The sequence below is a fragment of the Exiguobacterium sp. s168 genome (genome assembly GCF_018619035.1).
GTDB lineage: Bacteria > Bacillota > Bacilli > Exiguobacteriales > Exiguobacteriaceae > Exiguobacterium_A > Exiguobacterium_A acetylicum.
On record NZ_JACSNE010000015.1, the window covers coordinates 1 to 23,512 of the forward strand.

The 23,512-nt window shown below is 47.7% G+C and carries 23 protein-coding genes and 1 riboswitch; of the genes, 17 read left to right on the forward strand and 6 right to left on the reverse strand.

Annotation, left to right across the window (positions count from 1 at the left end):
• Positions 1–81: IS3 family transposase (locus KNQ15_RS09840; RefSeq protein WP_214729210.1), on the forward strand; the 81-nt coding region annotated here is incomplete at its 5' end.
• A gap of 76 nt (positions 82–157) precedes the next feature.
• Here the strand turns inward: KNQ15_RS09840 and phnF are convergent.
• Positions 158–892, reverse strand: coding sequence for a phosphonate metabolism transcriptional regulator PhnF (phnF, locus tag KNQ15_RS09845; RefSeq protein WP_214729121.1), 735 nt, complete (start codon positions 890–892; stop codon positions 158–160).
• 128 nt (positions 893–1,020) lie between these two features.
• Here phnF and KNQ15_RS09850 point away from each other — a divergent pair, with 128 nt between their 5' ends.
• The 12 genes from KNQ15_RS09850 to lysA all read left to right on the forward strand — a co-directional run bounded on the left by KNQ15_RS09850 (position 1,021) and on the right by lysA (position 13,530).
• The gene (locus KNQ15_RS09850) at positions 1,021–2,169 is read left to right on the forward strand and encodes an alanyl-tRNA editing protein (RefSeq protein WP_214729123.1); all 1,149 of its coding nucleotides are present in this window, start codon (positions 1,021–1,023) and stop codon (positions 2,167–2,169) included.
• Positions 2,166–2,594, forward strand: a complete 429-nt coding sequence (locus tag KNQ15_RS09855; protein ID WP_047394996.1) for a GNAT family N-acetyltransferase — start codon at positions 2,166–2,168, stop codon at positions 2,592–2,594. The genes KNQ15_RS09850 and KNQ15_RS09855 overlap by 4 nt, the downstream gene beginning before the upstream one ends.
• A 118-nt stretch (positions 2,595–2,712) precedes the next feature.
• Positions 2,713–3,918 carry an argininosuccinate synthase gene (locus tag KNQ15_RS09860; protein ID WP_050678063.1) on the forward strand — a complete coding sequence of 402 codons (1,206 nt, stop codon included), beginning with the start codon at positions 2,713–2,715 and terminating at the stop codon, positions 3,916–3,918.
• The gene (gene argH / locus KNQ15_RS09865) at positions 3,915–5,285 is read left to right on the forward strand and encodes an argininosuccinate lyase (RefSeq protein ID WP_214729125.1); all 1,371 of its coding nucleotides are present in this window, start codon (positions 3,915–3,917) and stop codon (positions 5,283–5,285) included. Before KNQ15_RS09860 ends, argH begins: the two co-directional genes overlap by 4 nt.
• Positions 5,286–5,355: 70 nt before the next feature.
• Positions 5,356–5,533, forward strand: a riboswitch (Lysine riboswitch).
• A gap of 112 nt (positions 5,534–5,645) precedes the next feature.
• Positions 5,646–6,845, forward strand: coding sequence for an aspartate kinase (locus KNQ15_RS09870; protein ID WP_023467116.1), 1,200 nt, complete (start codon positions 5,646–5,648; stop codon positions 6,843–6,845).
• Between the two features lie 13 nt (positions 6,846–6,858).
• Positions 6,859–7,851 carry an aspartate-semialdehyde dehydrogenase gene (locus KNQ15_RS09875; RefSeq protein ID WP_214729133.1) on the forward strand — a complete coding sequence of 331 codons (993 nt, stop codon included), beginning with the start codon at positions 6,859–6,861 and terminating at the stop codon, positions 7,849–7,851.
• A 17-nt stretch (positions 7,852–7,868) separates the two neighbouring features.
• Complete coding sequence (gene dapA, locus KNQ15_RS09880) at positions 7,869–8,750, forward strand: 4-hydroxy-tetrahydrodipicolinate synthase (protein WP_214729136.1); 882 nt, start codon at positions 7,869–7,871, stop codon at positions 8,748–8,750.
• Positions 8,747–9,493, forward strand: a complete 747-nt coding sequence (gene dapB / locus KNQ15_RS09885; RefSeq protein WP_047395015.1) for a 4-hydroxy-tetrahydrodipicolinate reductase — start codon at positions 8,747–8,749, stop codon at positions 9,491–9,493. Before dapA ends, dapB begins: the two co-directional genes overlap by 4 nt.
• A complete protein-coding gene (gene dapD, locus KNQ15_RS09890; protein ID WP_214729138.1) occupies positions 9,480–10,187 on the forward strand; it encodes a 2,3,4,5-tetrahydropyridine-2,6-dicarboxylate N-acetyltransferase in 708 nt (235 codons plus the stop codon). Before dapB ends, dapD begins: the two co-directional genes overlap by 14 nt.
• Before the next feature lie 25 nt (positions 10,188–10,212).
• On the forward strand, positions 10,213–11,145 hold the full coding sequence (locus tag KNQ15_RS09895; protein WP_029340775.1) for a branched-chain amino acid transaminase: 933 nt from the start codon (positions 10,213–10,215) through the stop codon (positions 11,143–11,145).
• Positions 11,142–12,200: an alanine racemase gene (alr, locus tag KNQ15_RS09900; protein ID WP_214729140.1), complete on the forward strand. Its 1,059-nt coding sequence runs from the start codon at positions 11,142–11,144 to the stop codon at positions 12,198–12,200. The genes KNQ15_RS09895 and alr overlap by 4 nt, the downstream gene beginning before the upstream one ends.
• 13 nt (positions 12,201–12,213) lie before the next feature.
• Positions 12,214–13,530 (forward strand): diaminopimelate decarboxylase, encoded by a 1,317-nt coding sequence (gene lysA / locus KNQ15_RS09905; RefSeq protein WP_069940298.1) that lies wholly within the window; start codon positions 12,214–12,216, stop codon positions 13,528–13,530.
• Between the two features lie 124 nt (positions 13,531–13,654).
• Here lysA and KNQ15_RS09910 read toward each other — a convergent pair whose 3' ends face one another.
• Positions 13,655–14,650 (reverse strand): LysM peptidoglycan-binding domain-containing protein, encoded by a 996-nt coding sequence (locus KNQ15_RS09910; RefSeq protein ID WP_029340777.1) that lies wholly within the window; start codon positions 14,648–14,650, stop codon positions 13,655–13,657.
• A 193-nt stretch (positions 14,651–14,843) separates the two neighbouring features.
• Here KNQ15_RS09910 and KNQ15_RS09915 point away from each other — a divergent pair, with 193 nt between their 5' ends.
• Both KNQ15_RS09915 and KNQ15_RS09920 read left to right on the forward strand, forming a co-directional pair.
• Positions 14,844–15,971 (forward strand): ABC transporter ATP-binding protein, encoded by a 1,128-nt coding sequence (locus KNQ15_RS09915; RefSeq protein ID WP_214729142.1) that lies wholly within the window; start codon positions 14,844–14,846, stop codon positions 15,969–15,971.
• Positions 15,968–17,551, forward strand: coding sequence for an ABC transporter permease/substrate-binding protein (locus tag KNQ15_RS09920; protein WP_029340779.1), 1,584 nt, complete (start codon positions 15,968–15,970; stop codon positions 17,549–17,551). The genes KNQ15_RS09915 and KNQ15_RS09920 overlap by 4 nt, the downstream gene beginning before the upstream one ends.
• Positions 17,552–17,695: 144 nt before the next feature.
• On the opposite strand, the gene KNQ15_RS09925 is transcribed toward KNQ15_RS09920, so the two are convergent.
• Both KNQ15_RS09925 and KNQ15_RS09930 read right to left on the reverse strand, forming a co-directional pair.
• Positions 17,696–17,881 (reverse strand): hypothetical protein, encoded by a 186-nt coding sequence (locus KNQ15_RS09925; RefSeq protein WP_029340780.1) that lies wholly within the window; start codon positions 17,879–17,881, stop codon positions 17,696–17,698.
• Positions 17,882–17,992: 111 nt separating this feature from the next.
• Complete coding sequence (locus tag KNQ15_RS09930) at positions 17,993–18,532, reverse strand: gamma carbonic anhydrase family protein (RefSeq protein ID WP_214729144.1); 540 nt, start codon at positions 18,530–18,532, stop codon at positions 17,993–17,995.
• Between the two features lie 124 nt (positions 18,533–18,656).
• Here KNQ15_RS09930 and ade point away from each other — a divergent pair, with 124 nt between their 5' ends.
• Together ade and KNQ15_RS09940 are read left to right on the forward strand one after the other, a co-directional pair.
• Positions 18,657–20,390 (forward strand): adenine deaminase, encoded by a 1,734-nt coding sequence (ade, locus tag KNQ15_RS09935; RefSeq protein ID WP_214729146.1) that lies wholly within the window; start codon positions 18,657–18,659, stop codon positions 20,388–20,390.
• Positions 20,391–20,653: 263 nt separating this feature from the next.
• On the forward strand, positions 20,654–20,911 hold the full coding sequence (locus KNQ15_RS09940) for a hypothetical protein (RefSeq protein ID WP_023467133.1): 258 nt from the start codon (positions 20,654–20,656) through the stop codon (positions 20,909–20,911).
• 116 nt (positions 20,912–21,027) lie between these two features.
• Here the strand turns inward: KNQ15_RS09940 and KNQ15_RS09945 are convergent, their stop codons facing one another.
• Positions 21,028–22,662, reverse strand: a complete 1,635-nt coding sequence (locus KNQ15_RS09945) for a peptide ABC transporter substrate-binding protein (protein ID WP_195865865.1) — start codon at positions 22,660–22,662, stop codon at positions 21,028–21,030.
• 110 nt (positions 22,663–22,772) lie between these two features.
• Positions 22,773–23,456 (reverse strand): MgtC/SapB family protein, encoded by a 684-nt coding sequence (locus KNQ15_RS09950; RefSeq protein ID WP_214729148.1) that lies wholly within the window; start codon positions 23,454–23,456, stop codon positions 22,773–22,775.
• Positions 23,457–23,512: the final 56 nt, after the last annotated feature.

Below are 23,512 nucleotides of genomic sequence, written 5' to 3' on the forward strand. Positions count from 1 at the left end.
TATTACAATAGCGAACGAAGACAATGGAAACTACAAAAGATGACTCCGGTACAATACCGAAGCCATCTCATAGCAGCTTAAAACGTTAATGGTGCTTTTATTAAACTGTCCAAACTGTAGGGCTCAGTTCACACTGTACGACGATACAAGGGGATTTTTAATGTTGGCGTTCCATTTCGACGGTGAAGGTATAGCGGTCTCCACGGTAAGCGGAGATGACATATTCAAACGGTTGCTCCGTCGCGAGATATGTCAGTTGCTCGACGGATAGGACGGGCGAAGCGGTCGATAGACCAAGATGACTCGCCTCTTCCTTCGTTGCAAGACGTGATTCGAACGTTTGACTCGCACGTCCAAGATTTAATCCGCTTGCTTCAGCAAATGCATAAAGCGATGCGGTCGCGACGTCTTGATCAAGTCCGGGTAGGAGTTGTTCCGGGATGTAGACGGTCTCAAGAGCAAGCGCTTGCTCATCAGCAATACGTAAGCGTTTCAGTTCATATACCGATGCCCCTTCGCGAATCCGGAGCTTATTCGCGATCGTCATCGAGGCGTCGATGATTTGATAGGAAAGTAGCGCACTCGTCGGTTCTAGCCCAAGATGTTCCATCTCTTCCGAGAAACTCGTCAATCCAGACAGTTGCATGACGATTTTTTTGTTCGCGACGAATGTTCCACGTCCTTTTTGACGAATCAAGTAACCGGCGTTGACCAAGTTTGAAATGGCTTGGCGGACCGTCATTCGGCTGATTTGATGCGCTTCCGCAAATTCGCGCTCGGACGGAATCAGATCGCCAGGTTGAAGAACACCGCTTTCGATTTGTTGTTTTAAGGCAGCTTCGATTTGATAGTAGATGGGGAGTGGTGAATTTTTATTGATATGCTGAATCACGGCATTTCGTCCCTTCGCGATCGGTAGTCTTTCGTCTAGTGTACTAGGAAAAAGGCAAGCCGACAAACGATTCTGGATGAAATATGGCATAATACAGAGTGAAACTGACAGAGAGAGGTGGTCGAGGCATGCGCCCCGAACAAATAGAATCCGATGTCCGAACCTTTCAGACATCCATTCGTGCGACAAAACAAGTAGACGGCTATTGGGTTGCTTTAGAGAAAAGTTATTTCTATCCGGAGAGCGGTGGACAGCCAGCGGATCGTGGAACATTGAACGACCAACCGGTCCTTGACGTTCAAATCGAAGACGGTGTCGTCTGGCACCAACTGGCGACGCCGCTCACAGGTGATGTCACCGGTATCGTAGATGACGCAGTCCGGATCGATCATGCGGCGCAACATACGGCACAACATGTCATCTCTGCGATTCTACAAGATGAATCAAATATCAAGACACTCAGTTTTCGGACGGGAAGTGAGGTCTCGACGCTTGATATCGAGACACCTGAATGGACAACTATGCAACAAGAACAGTTGAATCGACGATTACGGCAGGTGATTGAACAAGGATTACCGATTACGGCAACCGAATATGACGAGGCGGAAGCGCTACGCTTACCATTACGAAAAACACCACAAGTCGAAGGACGAATTCGTGTCGTTCAAATCGGCACACTCGATTATAGTGCCTGTGGTGGGACGCATCTTGATTCGACGGCACAGCTCGAGTCGATTCTCTTTACCGGAGTCGAGCGGATTCGTGGAAATATTCGTCTTTCTTATGTCGCGAAGGAACGGGCATACCAACTCGTTCAGGCAGAACGACGAGCCTTACGGGAAGCGGCGCAAGCTTTATCAGTCAAACCAGTTCAAATCCTAGAAGCCGTCCAAACGTTACAAGAAGAGCAGAAGCGCTTAACGAAACAAGTCGAACACGTTCAGGGACAACTCGCAACATTTACACTCGCTCACGCTTTAGAACAACAAGAAGGCATTCTTGTATTTGAACATCTGGAGGAAGAGATCAAGGTTTCCGAGCAACTCGCTAAAGCGATTCAAGAAGCAGGGCGCGTCGGCGTCGTTTGGAATGCGACAACGAACAAGCTGCTGATGAGTAGTTCAGGTGAACCCCATCTCGGGAAATTCGCTAAAGCACATGTCCAAGCATTCAATGGGCGAGGCGGAGGAAGTGCGGTTCAGGCACAGGCACAATTTACGAATCGGGATGATGCGATGGCATATGTCGATCGATTACGGGAGGAATATCAGTCATGACAGTCATTCAAGTACGTACAGCAGAACAACATCAAGCCGTCCGGATGATTCGGGAGCGTGTCTTCGTCGAGGAGCAAGGCGTACCACGTCATCTTGAATACGATACACATGATGAGACAGCGATTCATCTGCTTGTTCTCGATGAGCAGAATCGCCCGGTCGCAACAGGGCGCACACGTCCATATGACGACCAACGGATGAAAGTTGAACGTGTGGCGACGCTAGCAACAGCGCGAGGAAAAGGATACGGTGGCGAGCTGATGCAGGCGATGGAGCGAGTCGCACGGCGTGAAGGGAAACAACTGCTGACACTCGGTGCACAAGTTCAAGCCATCCCGTTTTATCAAGGACTTGGATATACGATCGTCTCCGATGAATTCGACGATGCGGGCATCCCGCACCGGACGATGGAAAAGAAAATGTAAGTCATTTTGAAAGAAATCCTGCAAAAAGGGTTTCTTTTTTTTGTTTTCTATGTATATATATAATTCATAATGAATTTTTATACAGACAGATGAATTTAAAACCAGGAGGGAATTATACATGTCGAAACAAAAATTGATCTTAGCGTACTCTGGGGGACTTGATACATCGGTAGCCATCAAATGGTTGAGCAAGGACTATGACGTCATTGCCTTATGCATGGATGTCGGAGAAGGAAAAGATTTATCCGTCATTAAAGAAAAAGCACTCCTCGTCGGTGCGATCGAATCGATCGTCCTCGATGTTAAAGAAGAATTCGCACAAGACTTCGTCTTGCCAGCACTTCAATATGGCGCTCATTACGAAAATGCCTATCCATTGATTTCAGCGCTTTCACGTCCGTTGATCGCAGAAAAGCTCGTCGAAGTCGCGCATCAACACGGTGCAACGGCTGTCGCGCACGGATGTACCGGAAAAGGGAACGACCAAGTCCGGTTTGAGGTTTCTGTCGCAGCGCTTGATCCGTCACTCGAAGTCATTGCACCGGTTCGGGAGTGGAAATGGTCACGGGAAGAAGAAATCGCCTATGCGAAAGAAAACAATGTGCCGATTCCGATCAACCTCGATAGCCCATACTCAATCGACATGAACCTCTGGGGACGGAGTAACGAGTGTGGCGTCCTAGAAAACCCTTGGACAGAGCCACCGCAAGACGCTTACGCGTTGACAGTAGCGCCAGAAGACGCTCCGGATCAGGCAGAAGAAGTCATCATTGGCTTTGAAGCAGGTGTTCCGGTCTCGATCAACGGAACGACATATCCACTGGCGAAACTGATCACGGAACTGAACATCATCGCTGGTGCACATGGGGTCGGACGGATCGACCACGTCGAGAACCGTCTCGTCGGTATCAAATCGCGGGAAGTCTATGAGTGCCCAGGAGCAACGGTTTTACTCAAAGCGCACGCTGCACTCGAGACGATTACGTTGACGAAGGACGTCGCGCATTTCAAACCACTACTCAGTAAACAATATGCAGAAACGATCTACAACGGTCTCTTCCACGCACCATTAACGAAAGGCTTAAAAGCTTTCTTGACGGCAACACAACAGGACGTCACAGGAGAAGTTCGCGTTAAACTGTTCAAAGGAAACGCAACCGTGACAGGTCGTCAGTCCGCTGTCTCACTCTACGATGAGAAACTTGCGACGTACACGAAAGAAGACGCGTTCGATCATGAAGCAGCAAAAGGCTTCATCAAATTACACGGACTTGCCGTTTCGACGCATGCGAGCGTACATCGTCAGGCGGGTGTAACGAAATGACCAAACTCTGGGGTGGACGTTTTACGGAAAGTGCTTCCGCTCAAGCGGAAGCCTTCGGAGCATCGATCACGTTCGATCAAAAATTAGCGAGCGTTGATTTAAAAGGCAGTCTCGCACACGCGCAGATGCTATTTGAACAAGGGATCCTCGCTCAAGACGAGTGGACACAAATCGAGCAAGGACTGAAGCAACTGGAAACGACGTTAGCAGACCATTCCTACACGTTAGCGGACGAGGACATTCATATGAACCTTGAGCGTTTGTTGACGGAACAGATCGGTCCGGTCGCAGGAAAACTGCATACGGCACGGAGTCGAAACGACCAAGTCGCAACCGATTTACATCTATGGATGGAGCAACATGTCGTAGCGTTGACGACGGCATTACGCGAGCTCCAATCGGTCATCACGGAACAAGCGGAGCAACATATCGAGACGGTCATGCCAGGGTATACGCATTTGCAACGAGCACAACCGATCTCGCTTGCGCATCATTTGCTCGCTTATTTCTGGATGTTCGAACGCGATGTCGAACGGTTGACGGATAATCAAAAGCGGATCCGGAAATCACCGCTCGGGGCAGGGGCGCTCGCGGGGACGACGTTCCCGATTGATCGTTTCCGGTCTGCCGAGTTGCTCGGTTTTGAGTCGGTCTATCCGAACAGTCTAGACGCTGTCTCGGACCGTGACTTTGTCATCGAATACCTCGGGATCGCTTCGACCGTCATGATGCATCTCTCGCGTTTTTGTGAGGAAATCATCATTTGGGCATCGCAGGAATTCAGCTTCATCGAGTTGTCGGATGCTTTTTCGACAGGGTCGAGTATGATGCCACAGAAGAAAAATCCTGATTTCGCTGAATTGATTCGTGGGAAAACGGGGCGCGTCTACGGCAATCTGATGGGCTTCTTGACGACGATGAAGGCATTACCACTCGCTTACAATAAAGACATGCAAGAGGATAAGGAAGGGGTCTTCGATACAGCCGATACCGTTCTCCAATCCGTTCAAATCTTCACCGGAATGATTGAATCTGCGACGTTTAAGACCGAAGCGCTCAAGAAGGCGACAATGCAAGACTTCTCGAACGCAACGGAACTCGCCGACTACCTTGTAACGAAAGGCATACCATTCCGGGAAGCGCATGAAATTGTCGGCAAGGCCGTCCTTTACTGTGTGCAGAACGGTTGTTTCCTGAAGGATTTGAACCTCGAGACGTATCAAATGTTCCATCCTGACATCACGGAAGATGTCTATCCGCTCCTCGATCCGGTTCAAGCAGTGGCACGCCGGACAAGCTACGGCGGAACAGGGTTTGTTGCCGTGTCGGAGCAACTTGAACTCGCGAAACAGCATCTTGCGAATTGACGGATTTTGAAAAAAATCAGTCAAATGACTGGATTTAACAAAAGATGTCTGCTATAACTGTAACTAACAACCGACAGATAGAGGCGCGGATGACATGAGTAGCATCATTCTTGAAGGCAAGCATGCCGAATGATGTGAAAGGGGAAGTCCGCCGAAGTGAACGAGAAGATGCTTCTTCTCATTTGCTGGTACAACGGTTAAGATCCGTTGTACTGCCGAAACCGATGTTTCGGAGCGCTATCTTACGTAAAAGAACGAATGACTTTGTCTTCGTTTGTCCGATCGTGATAACGACGGGCCGTAGGAACGCTCCTACCGGCCCGTCGTTTTTTTCTGTATCGGGACAAAGGAGATAGGATTGTGACAACTGTACTTAAATTTGGTGGAAGCTCGGTTGCGACTGTCGAACAGATTCAGTCTATTGCGAATTATTTGAAGAGTCGCGCAGCCGAAGGTGAAAAACTTGTCGTCGTCGTTTCAGCGATGGGCAAGATGACAGATTCTTTAATCGCTCAGGCGCAAGCCATCACGGATCGCCCCGAGCGCCGAGAACTCGATCGTCTGCTTGCCATCGGAGAAGAACAGACGATTTCATTACTCAGCATCGCCCTCAACTCACTCGGCGTCAAAGCGTTATCGCAAACAGGCGCACAAGCGGGAATCAGTACGATGGGATTGCATACGAAAAGCAAGATCAAACAGATTGATGGAAATCTGTTACGGCAAAAACTTGAAACGTACGATGTCGTCATCGTCGCCGGATTCCAAGGGGTCAACGAACTCGGTGATGTCACGACGCTCGGACGTGGTGGATCGGATACGACGGCTGTTGCGCTTGCGGCAGTCCTTGATAAACGGTGTGAAATCTACACGGATGTCGACGGTGTCTATACAGCTGATCCACGAATCCATGCTGCTGCTCAACCGATTCCGCACATCTCATATGATGAGATGATGGAGATGAGCGCCCTCGGGTCGAAGGTCATGGAAATGCGGAGTGTCGAACTAGGAAAAAAATACGGCGTACACATCTTCGTCGGGAAAACACTTGAATCGAAAAGGGGAACATGGATCATGGAAGCGACGGAAACAATGGAACAAAAAGCGGTGACGAGTGTCAGTGTGACGAAGAACGTCTTGACGGTATCAATCAAACACGTACCGCAAACGAACGCAGCAGTAGCCGATATCTTCGAACTCTTATCGAACCGCCACGTCAACATCGATATGATCAGTCAAACGACGTTCGACAGTGACATCTTCTTATCGTTCTCTTGTCCACTCGATGAGGAAGAGTTCCTCGATGAAGCATTGAAAGACATCATGGATCGTTTCACGACAGTCAAGGTCGACCGCCATAATCAACACGCGAAATTATCTGTCGTCGGAATCGGGATGCGGGATGCAACAGGTGTCGCTTCGAAATTGTTCGCAATCTTCCGAGCAGAGAACATTCCGTTCTATCAAGTTACGACTTCAGAAATCAGCATCTCATACACGATTGCACAAGCAGATATTGAACGGACGGTTGCAGCGATTGCAAACGCGTTCGAGTTATAAGGAGGAAAACAGGATGTATCATGTAGCAGTCATTGGAGCAACCGGCGCCGTCGGTCAAAAAATGTTACAAGTACTAGCCGAACTGGACTTCCCGGTCAGCCGCCTGTCCGCTTACGCTTCTGCTCGTTCAGCAGGGAACACGGTACAGTTCAAGGAAGAAGCCATCACGATCCAAGCACTGACACCAAATATCACGGAAGACGGGATCGATGTCGCGTTGTTCGCAGCGGGCGGAACGATCAGTGAACAATATGCCCCGTTACTAGCTGAAAACGGAACACTCGTCGTTGATAATTCAAGTGCTTTCCGGATGCAGGAGACGATTCCGCTTGTCGTGCCAGAAGTCAATCCACAAGCGATTCAAGCGACGGACCGCTTGATCGCAAATCCGAACTGTTCGACGATTCAATCCGTCGTCGCCTTAGCACCGCTCCAGTCACTGGGATTCGAGCGTGTCAACTATACGACGTATCAGGCCGTATCCGGTTCTGGTCAAAAAGGGATCGAGGATTTGGCGCGTGGGGCGCGCGGAGAAGAACCCGTCAATTACCCGCATCCGATTCACGATAACATCTTGCCGCATATCGATGTATTCCTTGAGAACGGTTATACGAAAGAAGAGCAGAAGATGATTGACGAAACACGGAAAATCTTCAATCTTCCAGCATTACCCGTCAGTGCGACATGTGTCCGAGTTCCGGTCACGAACTCTCACTCGGTTGCAATCAACGTCACGTTTACACAACCGACGACGGTTACAGCAATCCGTGAAGCGTTAGATGGGGCACCCGGCGTCGTCCTCGTCGATGATGTCGCGAATACGCGCTATCCGATGCCACTCGACGCGAGTGGGACGGACGATGTCTACGTCGGACGAATTCGACAAGATGATAGTCTCGCAAACACGTTCCATCTTTGGTGTGTAGCTGACAACATCCGAAAAGGTGCCGCGTCAAACGCCGTGCAAGTTGCACGCCAAGCGATCGAACAGTCGATTCATTCATAAAAAAGGAGGAGTTCTTCATGTTCAAAGGAGCAGGTACAGCACTCGTCACACCATTTAATGAAGCAGGCGAGTTGGATTTACACGTATTCGAACGCTTAATCGAGCAACAACTCGCAGCAGGGATTCAGGCACTTGTCGTCGGAGGGACGACAGGAGAAGGATCGACACTAACGAATAATGAATTCGAACAACTCCTGACGACTGCCGTTCAGGTCACGGCAGGACGAGTACCCGTCATTGCTGGAACAGGTTCGAACAACACCGCAGCGACAATCGAGAAAACATTACTCGCAGAACGTCTCGGTGCGGACGCAGCGATGCTCGTCACACCGTACTACAATAAAACATCACAGGCCGGTCTCGTCGCACACTTCACAGCGGTCGCTGATGCAACAGAGTTACCGATCATGCTGTACAACGTTCCATCCCGGACAGGCGTTGCGATCGCAGTCGAAACAGCAGTGACGTTAGCACGTCATCCACGCATCCAAGCCTTTAAGGAAGCGAGTGGAGATGTCAGCTTTATGGGTGAACTGATGGCGGCGATTCCGGAAGACTTCGCGGTCTTCTGTGGAAATGATGATCAAATCCTTCCGTACATGGCATGGGGCGCACAGGGTGTTATTTCAGTTCTCTCTAACCCGTACCCAGCAGAGACACAAGCACTTGCTGAGGCGTTACTAGGGCAAGATCTCGTCACGGCTCGCCGGATTCAGGCAGACTTGTTACCGGTCATCGGTGCTTTGTTCAGTGACGTCAATCCGATCCCAGTCAAAGCATCGCTTGAAGAACTCGGCTTTGCTGTCGGTGCGCCACGCTTGCCGCTCGTCCGTCAATCGGAAGCGGGACACGCCCACTTACTCGAAACGATGCGGGCTTACAAAGGAGTGGTTCGATGAAACTCGCGTTACACGGTTATGGGGCGACAGGACAATACGTCGTCGAACTCGCACCACAAAGTGTCGTGGCGATTGTTGACCGGACGAAGTCATCCGATACGATCGCTTCATATGCGGAGCTAACGGAGATGTCAGAGACGGTCGATGCGATCATCGACTTCTCGCATCCGAGTTTGCTACCGGATCTGCTCGCATACGGGCTGGCGACAAAAACACCACTCGTCATTGCAACGACTGGTTTTTCAGAAGCGGAACTGACATCGATCAAGGACGCTGCGAAAGAAATTCCAATCTTCCAGTCGTACAATATGTCGTACGGCATCGCGATGGTGCAGCAACTGCTGAAGACACTCGTCCCACTAGCAGGGGCGTATGACATCGAATTGCTCGAGAAACATCATAACCAAAAAGTCGATGCTCCAAGCGGAACGGCTGAGTTGTTATTGCAAACGATTCAGACGGCACGTGACGTGACACCGGTGTATGACCGATCACAGACGCGGCAAAAGCGAGAGACGAACGAGATCGGGATGCATGCGATGCGCGGTGGAACGATCTTCGGTGAACACGAAGTCTTATTCGCCGGTGTCGATGAACTGATTGAAATCAAACATACGGCGTTATCGAAAAAAGTATTTGCTTCTGGTGCGATCAAAGCAGCTGAGGCACTCATTCAAAAAACAGCGGGACTCTATACATTAGAGACGCTCTACACACAGGAGGATTCACATGTTACTCACTGATGCTTACGAAATTGCTAAATTCATTAAAGATGCTAAAAAACAAACACCGGTAAAACTTTACGTCAATGGCGATTTGGCGGGCTTGACGATCGAAGGCGCTACAGCGTTCGGATCAGATGAATCAAAGATTTTCTTCGCGGATGCAGGACTTGCGGCTACTTTCTTAGAAAAGTATTCAAATCGCATCACAGATGTTCACGTGGAGTATGACCGTCGCAACAGTGCGGTACCAATGCTTGATACACGTCACTTGAATGCGCGCATCGAACCAGGTTCATGGATTCGTGATCATGTTGTCATCGGTGATAACGCGGTCGTCATGATGGGTGCCATCATCAATATCGGTGCATCAATCGGAGATGGTACAATGATTGATATGAACGCTGTCGTCGGTGCACGTGGGACGATCGGGAAAAACGTTCATGTCGGCGCAGGTGCCGTGGTCGCGGGTGTCCTCGAACCACCTTCAAAAACACCTGTCATCATTGAAGACGGTGTCTTGATTGGTGCAAATGCAGTCATTCTTGAAGGCGTCAAAGTCGGCAAAGATGCCGTCGTCGCTGCTGGTAGTGTCGTCACAGAAGACGTACCTGCTGGAAGCGTCGTTGCTGGAACACCTGCACGTGTCATCAAACAGAAAGATGCGAAAACAGAAGAGAAGACGCAATTGGTGGATGATTTACGTTCACTCTGATTGACGTCGAAGAGGAGGAAAACACATGGCAGTGGATACACAGTATGGAGAAGCAATTTGGTTAGATGGAGTCTTTCATGATCCGAAAGATGCGAACACGAGCGTCATGTCACATGCGATTCACTACGGTAGTGGATTCTTTGAAGGAATTCGTGCATACGCGACACCGGACGGACCGGCGATTTTCCAATTGAAGGAACATATCGAACGTCTCTTCCGCAGTTGTGCGTATTACCACGTCACGATTCCGTATACGGTTGATGAACTCGTCCAGGCGACGATTGATCTAGTTGCGAAAAACGGATTCGAATCTTGTTATATCCGTCCATTCGTGTTCCTCGGTACGCCATGGCAAGCATTGATGGCGAAAGATACGACGGTTCATGTCGGGATCTCTTGCTGGGAGCTTGGGGAATACTTCGATAAAGGTGCCGGCATCCGTGCCAAAGTCGCGTCATACCGCCGCGTCTCATCAACGATGATGCCGATGCAAGCGAAAGCGGCTGCGAACTATATGAACTCACAACTCTTAAAAGGTGAAGCGATTCGTGATGGATTTGACGAAGCAATCGCGCTCGACATGAACGGAAACGTTAGTGAAGCGAGTGTTGCGAACCTCTTCCTTCTTAAAAACGGAACGATTCATACACCGTCACTTGATTGTTCAGTACTCGACGGTATCACACGCCAAGTCATCATCCGTTTGGCACAAGATCAAGGCTATCCTGTTGTTGAACGTCACATCGGACGCGATGAGTTGTATGTCGCAGATGAGATCTTCTTAACAGGAACAGCTGCTGAAATCACGAGTGTCGGTGAAATCGATCACATCTCAATCAACGGCGGAACACGGAACGTCGCAGATGAGTTGCTCGGTCTTTACCGTCAAGCCGTCACAGGTCAATTGCCGCAATATGCGGATTGGTTGACGTACGTGACACCAGCTGTCGCAGAATGACGACGCGTACACTCGTCACGATCGATCGGAAGGCGGTGCGACAAAATGTCGCATCGGTCTTCGCTCGGTCACGTAAACGTATTTTTGCCGTGGTCAAGAACAATGCATATAACTTAGGTATGCTCGAGATGGTCGAGACGCTGATGGCATCTGATGTGCATCACTTTGCTGTCGCTGAGTTGTATGAAGCCATTGAAATCAAAACGAATTTTCCAGACAGTTATGTACTGGTGATGAATCCGACGGAGGATTTTGAAACAGCACGACGTTTCGGAATCGCACTCGGTGTCTCATCGCTAGAATGGCTCGCCCTACACAGTAAACAGCTGCAGGGAGTCGAGTTACATTTGAAGATCAACGTCGGGATGAACCGTTTTGGTGTCAGTTCGCTTCAAGAGGCGGAAGCTGTCCTTGCGCTTGCGCAAGCAGATTCGCTTGATTTAACAGGTTTATATACACACTTTCCGCTTGCCGATGAACCGGATGCGGATCACGATGGACAAGTCGAACGTTTCGTCGCCATTGCCGATGTGTTACGAAAGTGCCATACGTTTACGTATATCCATTCGGAAAACAGTGCGACGATCGTCAAACACGATCCGCGTCTCGCGTTTTGTAATTATGTCCGCCCTGGCATTTTCTTGTTCGGTTATTCGCCGATCGAGAAGATGGACTGGCTCGTGCCTTCACTCCGGATGACGACAGAGGTCGTCGAAATTCGCGAAATCGGACCAGGTGAGCATGTGGGATATGGGACGAACTTTACGAGTACAGAACCGATGCGAATCGCCATTTTACCCGTCGGCTATGGTGACGGTGTCGTCCGTGGGCGTGCCGCTTTACCTGTTCATATTAAAGAAAAACCTTATCCGGTCATCAATAAATTATTCATGAGTCATACGTTCGTTGCTGTCGATAGGACGGTTGAGGTCGGAGACGAGGTCGTGTTATACGGGGATGGCGTTGAAATTGACGACATTACCCGGACAGGAGCAGCGAACAATTCAGAGCAGATGTGTGCCCGGTCTTGGCGTTTGACGCATCAGTATCTATAAGGAGGAACTTATTATGTATGGAAGTCAATACCTGACAGAAGAAAACAATACGTTGCACATCGATGGTGTCGCAGCGACCGATCTTGCAGCACAGTACGGAACACCGTTGTATGTGATGGCAGAGCGGGAGCTGACGGATCGATTAGCGACCGTCCGGGAACACTTCCTTGATAAGTATCCGAACACGTATGCTTCCTTCGCCTCAAAAGCACTGACTGTCAGTGCCGTATATGAACAAGTCGTTCGTCATGGTCTTGGAATCGATGTCGTCACAGGCGGGGAACTCTTCATCGCCCGTCAATCCGGGGTTCCAGCAGAACGAATCTATTTCCATGGTTCGAATAAATCAACGGCTGATCTTCAGTATGCCGTTGAGGAAGGAGTCGGACGGATTGTCATCGATCACTTTGCAGAGATTGCACAACTGGAATCGATTGCGGCACAAGCCGGTCAAACGGTTCATGTCCTGATCCGGATCGTGCCACAAGTCATCGGGGGAGCGCATGCGAAAATTCAGACAGGTGGTGTCGATACGAAATTCGGTTTCTCGACGCATGCGTCAGATTACTTGGACGCAATCGAAGCTATTTTAGCATCGGAACATCTGTCGTTACTCGGCATCCATTGTCATGTCGGTTCGCAAATCCAAGATCCGTCACTGTTCGAACAGACGGCTCGGACGATGATGGGCTTCGTCGAAACGATTCGTGCGCATCATGGCTTCACAGTCAGCGAAGTTAATGTTGGCGGTGGCTTCGGTATTGCCTATACACAGGACGATCATCCGCTTGATTTTGAAGCGACGATTGCACGCGTCATGGATGTCATCGAGACGGAAACGGAGCGACTCGGCATCGAACGTCCGCGCATCGGGATCGAGCCAGGGCGCTGGGTCGTTGCGAATGCAGGAACGACACTGTATACGGTCGGGGCAATCAAAGAGATCGAAGGCGTCCGAACATATCTTTCGGTCGATGGCGGAATGACAGATAACATTCGCCCAGCACTTTACGGTGCGGTGTATGAAACGGTCATCGCTAACCGGATGAGTGGCGAAACGACCGAAGTGACGGTCGTTGGAGCAGCTTGTGAATCAGGGGATCTCGTCGCTGAAAAAGCACAGTTGGTTACACCGAACGGTGGCGATACACTTGCTGTCTTTGGGACAGGAGCGTATAATTTTTCGATGGCAAGCAACTACAACCAGTTCTTACGTCCGGCACTTGTTTTCGTTCGGGACGGGGAATCCCGTGAAGTCGTCCGTCGACAAACGTATGCGGATTTGATTCAGTGTGATCTTGGAATCAATGGGGTCCGATCAGAGTCGTAAGAGGTGCGGGGTCAAACTAGAGCACAAAAAAACCGACGCTATCGCGCCGGTTTCATGCATACGATCTAAAGCGATTCTTCTCTTGAATAGAGAGGGTCGTTTTTTTGTGTTGCGATTAGCATATTCATTTTGGAATTTTTAAGACTTGTCCAACGAGCAAGAGGTTCGGATTCGTAATGTTGTTTGCCTGCATCAATGCTGTGACGGTGACACCATATCGTGTCGCAATCGAGTAAAGTGTATCACCGGCTTTAACCGTATAAGTCGTTGTTGGAATTTTCAAGACTTGACCGACGTTCAACAGATTCCAGTTCGTGATGTTATTCGCACTCGCGAGGGCAGAGACCGAGACGTTGTATTTGCGGGCGATGGAATAGAGTGTATCGCCAGCTTTGACGGTATACGTCGTACCGGTTGAAGTCGGTGACCGTAACAGTTCTGAAATCGTGACGAACGAATAGCCTTTTGCTTTTAGTTTTGAAATCATCGTTGGCAAAGCGGTTGGTGTTCCTTTCGCACCAGCCCCAGTGTGCATCAGGATGATTGATCCGGGAACGACTTTTGGTATTACACGATCCAAGATGGCTGTTGAAGAGATGCCTTTCCAATCCGTCGTATCAATATTCCATTGAATCGTTTTCGTGTAACCTGCAGCCCCAACTGCACTCAACACGTTACTGTTACTTGCACCAAACGGCGCCCGGAAAATTGGTTTCGTCGTTTTTCCTGTCAAGGACCGGATGAGGGATTCTGTTCGGGATAATTCACTCGTCATCTGGCTTGCTGTTAAGGTCGTAAAATCCGGATGCGAATACGAGTGATTGCCGATTTGGTGTGTAGGAGAGGCGGTTGTGATGTTCTTGATCGATTGAGGATGATTGTTTGCACCACTGCCTGTCAAAAAGAAAGTCGCTTTCACTTGGTTACTTTTCAAGATACTTAAGATTTTTGCAATGTTCGTCCCATCTGAACCGTCATCAAACGTCAATGCGACGACTTTTTGTGTCGTCGTTCCTTTCGTCACAAACGTAGAGCTCGCCGCATTAACCTGTGAAGGAATCGAAAGTGGACTAAGGAGAAGTAATCCGATCATCATGATGGTAGGTTTCTTGATGTTCATCGTCTAGTACCTCCTTCATCAAAAACATGCTTTACAAGTACTCTTTATTAAGGTATTCCCTTTATTTTAAAAAAAAGAACTAAGAAATTCCCGTTTTGCAAAGAAATAAAACTAAATTACAGAAAATTTGTTTAAACCGTAATCTTTTTGGGAAACCATAATATATGGAAATAGTAAAAAGGAGTGAGAAGGAATGATCGAATTCAAAAACGTCGGTAAGCAGTTTAAGGACAATGTCGTCTTGAAAGGCTTATCGCTCGAGATTCAAAAGGGTGAACTCGTTGTTTTCATCGGACCAAGCGGCTGTGGGAAAACGACGTCACTTAAGATGATCAATCGACTGATCGAACCTTCTTCAGGCACGATTTTGGTCAACGGGAAGGACATCATGAAGACGGACACGATCGAATTAAGACGTCATATGGGATATGTCATTCAGCAAACCGGCTTGTTCCCTCACATGACGGTCCGGGAAAACATTCAATTGATTGCTGGGCTTGAGGGCAAGAACCACGATGAGATGGATCAACGGACAGAACAACTGTTGACGATGGTCGGGCTTGATCCAAAACAATTCATCGATCGTTATCCGAGCGAACTCAGTGGTGGACAACAACAGCGTGTCGGTTTCGCGCGTGCTCTGATGAATGATCCTGATGTTATCTTGATGGATGAGCCGTTCAGTGCACTTGATCCCGTTACTCGTAACGATCTACAGGAAGAGCTCTTTAACTTGCAAGAAGAAGTGAAAAAGACGATTGTTTTCGTCACCCATGATATGGATGAAGCGATCAAGTTAGCGGATCGGATATGTATCATGCGTGATGGGGAGATCGTTCAGTTCGATACTCCAGAAGAAATCTTACGTCATCCAAAAGATGAATATGTCGAATCGTTCATCGGAAAAAATAAGATCTGGAGTAGTCCAGAATTTATTAAGGCAGAAGACATCATGATCGAGGACCCGGTTTCAATCAGTGGCAAACGGACGTTGCTGCAGGGAATTGAAATCATGCGTGGACGCAAAGTCGACAGCCTGTTAATCACCGATCGTGACCGTGTCTTACAAGGGCTGATTAAGTTGAAGAACATCCAGACGATTCCGGATAAGAGCCAACGGATCGAAGAAGTCATGGAGGGCGAGATCATCGCCGTCAATGAATATGATTCGTTGCTTGATGTCCTTGAGGTCATGAACCAGGAAGAGACAGGTTATCTGCCGGTAACGGATGCAACTGGAAAACTCAGAGGATTGATCACACGTAGTAGCTTACTTTCCGTCTTGAGTGAGCAATTCATTCATGAGGAGGAAGTCCAATGAACGGATTCTTTGATTATGTAAAAAATAATACCGATCAGATTGGTGACTTGTTACTTGAGCACTTGCAGTTGACAGTCTTTGCCGTCGTCATCGCTGTCGTTCTCGGGATTCCAATCGGGATTCTGATCACCCGTTATCAAAAATTCGCGAAGCCGGTCCTTGCGCTGACAAGTGTCGTTCAAGCCGTTCCGAGTCTTGCTTTACTCGGTTTCTTGATTCCGTTCATCGGTATCGGATCGACTCCAGCGATTATCATGGTCGTACTCTATTCACTCTTGCCAATCGTTAAAAATACCTACACAGGTCTGTCGAGTATTCCAGGGGATACGCTCGAAGCAGCCAAAGGAATTGGTTTAACAGATCGGCAAATCCTCAGTAAGGTTCAGATTCCACTTGCCTTACCAATCATGATGGCAGGGATTCGGATTTCTGCTGTTACAGCCGTTGGTTTAATGACGATTTCAGCGTTCATCGGTGCCGGCGGTCTTGGTTACCTCGTCTTCTCGGGTATTCAAACGGTTGATAATAACCAGATTCTCGCCGGAGCAATTCCAGCCGGGATTTTAGCCCTTGTCATCGACTTCGTCGTTAGTCGGATTGAATATTCGGTAGCGCCGAACGGGATTCCACTTGCAGATGGTCGAATCAAGAATAAGGCGCGGAAGCGTCGTAAGGCGATGCCAGCCGGACGTAAGATTGCAATCGCAAGTATCGTCTTCTTATTAATCGGTGGAACGGTCGCTTACTCTTTCCTCAAGGAAGATAAGATCGTCATCGGATCGAAGAACTTTACGGAACAATTGATTCTCGGAAATATGTTAGCGGATTTAATCGAAGATAAGACAGATTTAGAAGTCGAACGTCAATTGAACCTCGGTGGAACGAAAGTCGCTTACGGGGCGCTTGAAAAAGGGGAAATCGACGCGTATGTCGAGTACACAGGTACTTTGTTGATCGACGTGCTCAAGCAAGACGTCGAGACGGATCCAGAAACAGTTTATGCCAAAGTCGGGAAGATGATTCCTGAGAAAAGTCAAGTCGATGTCCTTGATCCAATCGGTTTCAACAATACGTATGCGCTTGCCATGACGAAAGAAGATATCGAAAAATATGACTTGAAGACGGTATCCGATATGTCAAAAGTCAGTGATCGTTTGATTCTCGGATCAACAATCGAATTCGCGAACCGGGAAGATGGTTATCTTGGTTTGAAGAAAAAGTATCCGGACATGAAATTCCAAGATGTACAACCCGTCGATGGAGGACTCCGTTATACAGCGCTGACGAATGGTCGGACGAACGTCATCGACAGCTTCTCGACAGACGGTTTGTTACAAAAATTCGATTTGACGGTACTAGAGGACGATAAGAAATTCTTCCCACCATACTATGCAGTACCGCTTGTTCGTCAAGAAACACTCGAAGAACATCCAGAACTGAAAAAAGTCCTCAACACATTGAAGGATAAAATCACGGATGAAAAGATGCAAGAATTGAACTACAAAGCAGATGTCGAGAAACAGCGTCCTGAAAAAGTCGCGCGTGATTTCTTGATTGAAGAAGGATTGATTTCCAAATAAACAGGTAGAGCCGAGGCGGGAATCCGCTTCGGCTCTTTTTTATGCGCGCTGACGCGCTATATCGTTTTGGAAAATACGTAATCAAGTGATTAAATTATTTTTTGATGCGACTAGCGAGCCAAGCGCGAACAGTGCGTTGCTGAATCATACACGTTCTTCCTCTCGGTTTAATGTTCCAAGGCGGTGCTCGGCATCCTTAACGATACGTGCTTGAATCTCGACTGTCAACCAATCTGTTTCCGTTTCAGGTAACGTCGGCAAACCGTAACTTGGATTATTCGTAGATGAAAATAAATCAGACATAATGCGTTCTTCGTATACTGGAATCATGTAAAATCCCCTCTCTGTGTCTTGATTCATCTCTTACACCTCTAGTGTACGAAAGGATTGTAAAGACGGAAGAGGGGAGGTGTTAAGAAGTCGTGAACTTTGTAAACGTTTTCACAAACTTGTCAAATCATCTTCAATGGCTTCGCAACTTGCCGTGTATTGTTGACCCCGTTTGACATATTTTTGTACTGTTCGTTCCATGATGAATCGATCATGGTCACTGATATCCCGGACGATTTTGGCGGGGACACCCATGACCATCGCGCCTGCAGGCACCTTCATTTTTGGCGGAACAAGACTTCCTGCAGCGACGAATGCATTTTCTCCAATTTCAGCTTCATCGAGAATCGTCGCTGACATTCCAATCAACGCTCCTTTTCGAATGATTCCGCCATGAATCATGGCCATATGACCAATTGTCACCTCATCTTCAATGATGGTCGGATACCCTTCATACTGATGAATCATCGAACCATCTTGAATGTTGACACGTTCCCCAATGTGAATCGGACCTTCATCTCCCCGAATGACTGTATTGAACCAGACGGATGAGTCTTTTCCGATTGAAACTTCCCCAATGACTTTTGATCCGTCCGCTAAATAAACGGATGGATCGATGTTTGGAACAAGTGAACCAACACGATATTTCATGCGTTTTTCCCCCTCAGACATTAAATCGATACTCTTTCATCTTGACGTTACAAAAAATAAATTGCAACAGCTTCCAAACTAATTGTAAGATGGTAAAAATACGCTTACAACAGGAGGAGACAGGATGGAACAAACAGTGCGTGAACGATTGATCGCGATTGCTGCAAAAAAAGAGAAAGCAGCCGTCGTCTATCAGAATATTTCAGTCATTGATGTCATGACACGAGAAACCTATACAGCAGATGTAGCGATTGATTCAGGCTATATCGCGGCTGTCGGGGAAGGATACGAAGGAATCGATAATCGTCCGGGAGAGGGGCTCTTCATCGCACCAAGTTTCGTCGATGCCCACGTCCATATTGAATCATCGATGGTCCCACCGAGTGAGTATGAGCAAGCGATTCTACCATTAGGGGTCACGACGATCATTGCCGATCCGCATGAGATCGCGAATGTCAAAGGAGCGGAAGGATTATCCTTCATGCTAGACGATGCTGAAGGTCTTGCCCTTGATGTACGCATGATGTTACCGAGTTGTGTACCAGCGACTTCGTTTGAACACGCGGGAGCATCTCTTGACGCCGCGGCACTTGCACCGTTCGTCGATCATCCTGGTGTCCATGGTTTAGGAGAAGTCATGGATTATCCAGCGGTCGAACGAGCCGATCACGATATGCTCCAAAAAATTAAACAGATCGAAGACGCAGGAAAACTAATCGATGGTCATGCTGCAGGACTCGGACCACGCGAAATCAACATTTATGGTGTCGCTGGAATTCGAACGGATCATGAATCCGTCAGTAAGGAAGATGCCATCGCCCGAGCGCGTCGTGGTCTGTATGTTGAAATACGTGAAGGTTCGGCAGCTCGAAACTTAAAAGAAGTACTCGATGCTGTAACGGAAAGCAATGCGAGCCGTTTCCTCTTCTGTACGGATGATAAACATTTGGATGATACGTTACGAGAGGGAACGATCGACTATAATATCCGCTATGCGATCCGTCATGGGATTAAACGTGAGACAGCGTATGCGATGGCATCGTTGCACGCGACGAACGCGTATCGTTTAGACGATCGGGGAGCCATCGTACCAGGACGTCGGGCGGACTTCGTCTTGTTATCCGATGCTGATAACGTCGTGATTGACGAGGTCTATATTCAAGGTGATTGTGTTGCGCGAGCAGGGAAAACGATTCGTCCGGTTCGCCGCGCGCATGTGCCAGAGTCATTACGCGGAACCTTGAATACAAAACCGATTACACCGGAAGTATTCGCCCTTCCACTTGAATCAGCGCGTGCGCATGTCATTGGAGTCATTCCGAAAAGCATCGTCACCGAGCACTTGATTCTCGACGTTCCACTTCAAGACAGACATTTCGTGCCTGTGCCGGAACAGGATCTCTTAAAGATTGCTGTCATTGAACGTCATCACGGGACAGCCTTCTCGGCAGTCGGTATCGTCAAAGGCTTTAAGATGAAACGCGGAGCGATTGCAGCGACTGTTGCCCATGATTCACACAACCTCGTCATCGTAGGCGCGTCAGACGAAGAGATGCAACTGGCCGCAGAACGTCTCGTCCAAGCGGGTGGGGGAGTCATTGCTGTCAATGGGCAAGAGGTACTTGCTGAGTTACCGCTTGAAATCGCTGGACTGATGACGAATCGTCCCTTCCAAGAAGTTGGAGATACACTCGAAGCATTGAATGATGCACTCGATGTATTAGAGGCGGATCGGTCCTTTAATCCCTATTTAACGATGTCATTTCTTTGCTTACCGGTCATTCCGGAGTTAAAGCTGACCGACAGTGGATTATTCGACGTAAAACACTTTCAGCATATTTCAGTACAAGCAGACTGATGTCCGTCGCGAGTCTGAGTCTCATTCCGGGACTCAGACCGTTTTTCTATCAATCGAGGTACGATAAAATCAAAAAAAAGCCACTTTACAAAACGGCTAAAAATCCTTAATGAAACTTAATAGTTTGGATGTTGAATCATTTTGGAAAGCTTGTTATAGTAAGTTCTATATCGTTTGTGAGAAATCTCACTTTCTATGAAACTTTTATCTAGAAGGGTCGTAGAAAACAGTAGGACAACAAGATTAGAAAGGAGATCATCATTATGGATAAGACCTATTTTGAAGGACATGAAGCCTTGATTGCCGATGTCTACCGTTCATTCACGCGTCAATTTCATGCCCTACCGACACATCGAAGAACGAAACGTCAGTTGCGAAATCTTGCATTCTCCGTCATTCGTCAAGCTCGACCGACATATGAGGAACGCACCGTTCTTTATGCTTACTTCGCTGAATTCTTCCGAGCAGTTGAGGAAGGACAGGATGAAGAGATTGCTTTTTACAAACAAATTGCACAGTAAAGACCCCCGATGGCTCCGTCAGAAGGGGTCTTTGTTGTTTTTTGAGAATGTCGTCTGGAAATAAAAAAACAAGTAGGGAACGAGGTCCGCTACTTGTTCATCAATGTTTTAAAGGGTTATTTTACTTCCATCCATTTAAAGCTCATATCGGCACCGAATGGGTGACGGTACAATTTATCAATGTTTGTCCGTTGTAAGTAAGCTTCCCCTTTTTGGTAGATTGGTGCGATGGCGTAGTCTTCTGTCAACAGCATTTTTTCAGCTTCTTGCATGTCCGACCAACGTTTCGCTTCATCTGCTTGTTGTTTTGCTCCCTTGATGAGATCATCGAACTTTTTGTTCGAGTATTCCATCCGGTTGAAGCTTCCATCCGTTAACCACATATCAAGGAACGTCATTGGATCCTGGTAGTCAGGTCCCCAACCAGCCGCAGAGATATCGTAATCTCCCTTCGATTCGAGTTCGAGGAAGTTTTTGAATGGTTGTTGTTTGATTTTGATCGTCAAACCAGGCAGGTGTTTCTCAAGATCTCCTTTTAAGTACTCAGAAACCTTCTTGAAGGCATCTTCATCTCGTGAGAGCATGCTGAGTTCAACTGTTTTCACACCAAGTTCCTTCAAGCCAGCGTCCCAAGCTTTTTTCGCGGCGTCAGCATCGTAGCTTTGAAGATCTGGATATTTCGCGCGGAAGTCTTCCCCATCTGGTGTAAACGTGAAGTCTTTCGCGACGATGAAGTTTGCAGGTTTTGATCCATCATTTAGGATGACATCTGTAATCCCTTGTTTCTCAAAGCCAAGCGCGAGTGCTTTTCGAATGTTTTTATTCTTCAATGCTTTATTCTTTTGGTTAAAGCGAAGGAAGTTGATCCGAGCATCTGGACGCGTCTTGTAATCATCTGATTTTTCATACTGCGAAACGAATTCAGACGTAATTGGTGCGAAATCGACTTCTTTCGCTTCGAACAGGTTGACGCCAGTTGAGATTTCTTTGACGACCTTGACATCGATTTTATCCATCTTGACATTCGCTTTATCCCAGTAATCTGGATTTTTCTTGTATGTCCAGCCAGCATTCGCTTGCCACTTATCGAGGACGAAAGGTCCGTTGAAGACCATCGTATCAACACTTGTCGCGAACTTATCACCTTTATCTTCGACGAATGATTGTTTTAATGGTAAGTAAGTTGGGAAACTTGTCAAACCAAGGAAGTAAGGTGCTGGAGCTTCAAGTTGGACTTCAAGTGTCTGCTCGTCGACTTTCTTGACACCGAGCTCATCAAGTTCAGCGTCGCCAGACATGATTTTGTTGGCGTTCTTTAAATCTTGTAGAATGTACGCGTATTCTGCTGCTGTCTTCGGATCAAGTGCGCGTTTCCAAGCATAGATGAAATCATCTGCTGTGACGGCTGATCCATCTGACCACTTCGCATCTTTACGCAGTTTGAATGTATATGTTTTTTTATCTTCCGACACTTCGACGCTTTCCGCGATTCCAGGTGTTGGTTTGTTATCACCATCAAGACGATATAGCCCTTCGAAGACGTTGTTCGTGACGATGATGGAAGTCGAGTCCGTCGTTTTCGTCGGATCTAGCTGAGGTACATCCGTCGTCGAAACGAGTGTGACTTCCTTTTTTTTGTTTTTCGAATCAGATCCGCTTGTGTTTTCGTCATTTCCTTGCCCGCATGCAGCGACAGCAAGAAGCGCGATGCTGGAAAGTCCAGCAAAAGCGATTTTCGATGGTTTATTCATGGAACGATGACCCCCCCGAGAGTTAGTGTTAAATATTTCAGAAAAATGTGAACATATTGTTAATTTAAGTGAAAGTGATTAAAAATGCAACATAAATTTTCAGATAATTCTCACTGATCAAGGTCTATCTCCTCAATTCCAAGCGATTTCAAATAGTCATAAAGTAGGAATAAGGTCAACGTATGTGGGGAATACATTCGTAACGTCAATCGAACGGGATTACCACGTAAACGCATATTCGTAATACGTACACCTTTACGCTCAAGAGCAAGAACAATGTCCGTCGGATCAAGTCCGGAAGGAAGTAAGAGATGTGCAACGAGGACATTTGCTTCGAACCGACTATTGTTGATACGCCCCATCATCCGAGTCAAACCTTCCAGTAAGAGGAAGAGAAAGAGAACGAGAAAAATCGACTCCCAGATGAAACCTGCACCGACAGCGATTCCAATCCCGCTTGCACTCCAAATAATAGCGGCAGTCGTTAATCCGCTGACGATATCATGCGGTCGACGTAAGATGACACCAGCGCCGATAAAACCAATTCCAGTAATGATTTGGGCGACGAGACGCATCGGATCCATCTGAACATTCGTCGCCATGTCATGGTAGAGTAAGACCGATTTGATGGAAACGATGGTTAACAGGCAACTGATCAGGGTAATTACGAGGCTAGTGCGTATACCAACCGGTTTATTTTTGATTTCACGCTCGAATCCGATGAAAATTCCAAGTGTAGCGGCTAATAGGAGTTTTAGAAGGTCTTCGAGCTGAAATACATGAATCCAGTTCATTCGTCTCAAATCCTTTCTTTACTTTAAAAGGTGATTTGTTATAATGACTTTTGTGT

Coding starts and splice junctions, on each gene's coding strand:
- KNQ15_RS09850 (WP_214729123.1), top strand. CDS start 1,021: ATGCGCCCCGAACAAATAGAATCCGATGTCCGAACCTTTCAGACATCC.
- KNQ15_RS09855 (WP_047394996.1), top strand. CDS start 2,166: ATGACAGTCATTCAAGTACGTACAGCAGAACAACATCAAGCCGTCCGG.
- KNQ15_RS09860 (WP_050678063.1), top strand. CDS start 2,713: ATGTCGAAACAAAAATTGATCTTAGCGTACTCTGGGGGACTTGATACA.
- argH (WP_214729125.1), top strand. CDS start 3,915: ATGACCAAACTCTGGGGTGGACGTTTTACGGAAAGTGCTTCCGCTCAA.
- KNQ15_RS09875 (WP_214729133.1), top strand. CDS start 6,859: ATGTATCATGTAGCAGTCATTGGAGCAACCGGCGCCGTCGGTCAAAAA.
- dapA (WP_214729136.1), top strand. CDS start 7,869: ATGTTCAAAGGAGCAGGTACAGCACTCGTCACACCATTTAATGAAGCA.
- dapB (WP_047395015.1), top strand. CDS start 8,747: ATGAAACTCGCGTTACACGGTTATGGGGCGACAGGACAATACGTCGTC.
- dapD (WP_214729138.1), top strand. CDS start 9,480: ATGTTACTCACTGATGCTTACGAAATTGCTAAATTCATTAAAGATGCT.
- KNQ15_RS09895 (WP_029340775.1), top strand. CDS start 10,213: ATGGCAGTGGATACACAGTATGGAGAAGCAATTTGGTTAGATGGAGTC.
- alr (WP_214729140.1), top strand. CDS start 11,142: ATGACGACGCGTACACTCGTCACGATCGATCGGAAGGCGGTGCGACAA.
- lysA (WP_069940298.1), top strand. CDS start 12,214: ATGTATGGAAGTCAATACCTGACAGAAGAAAACAATACGTTGCACATC.
- KNQ15_RS09910 (WP_029340777.1), bottom strand. CDS start 14,650: ATGAACATCAAGAAACCTACCATCATGATGATCGGATTACTTCTCCTT.
- KNQ15_RS09915 (WP_214729142.1), top strand. CDS start 14,844: ATGATCGAATTCAAAAACGTCGGTAAGCAGTTTAAGGACAATGTCGTC.
- KNQ15_RS09920 (WP_029340779.1), top strand. CDS start 15,968: ATGAACGGATTCTTTGATTATGTAAAAAATAATACCGATCAGATTGGT.
- KNQ15_RS09925 (WP_029340780.1), bottom strand. CDS start 17,881: ATGATTCCAGTATACGAAGAACGCATTATGTCTGATTTATTTTCATCT.
- KNQ15_RS09930 (WP_214729144.1), bottom strand. CDS start 18,532: ATGAAATATCGTGTTGGTTCACTTGTTCCAAACATCGATCCATCCGTT.
- ade (WP_214729146.1), top strand. CDS start 18,657: ATGGAACAAACAGTGCGTGAACGATTGATCGCGATTGCTGCAAAAAAA.
- KNQ15_RS09940 (WP_023467133.1), top strand. CDS start 20,654: ATGGATAAGACCTATTTTGAAGGACATGAAGCCTTGATTGCCGATGTC.
- KNQ15_RS09945 (WP_195865865.1), bottom strand. CDS start 22,662: ATGAATAAACCATCGAAAATCGCTTTTGCTGGACTTTCCAGCATCGCG.
- KNQ15_RS09950 (WP_214729148.1), bottom strand. CDS start 23,456: ATGAACTGGATTCATGTATTTCAGCTCGAAGACCTTCTAAAACTCCTA.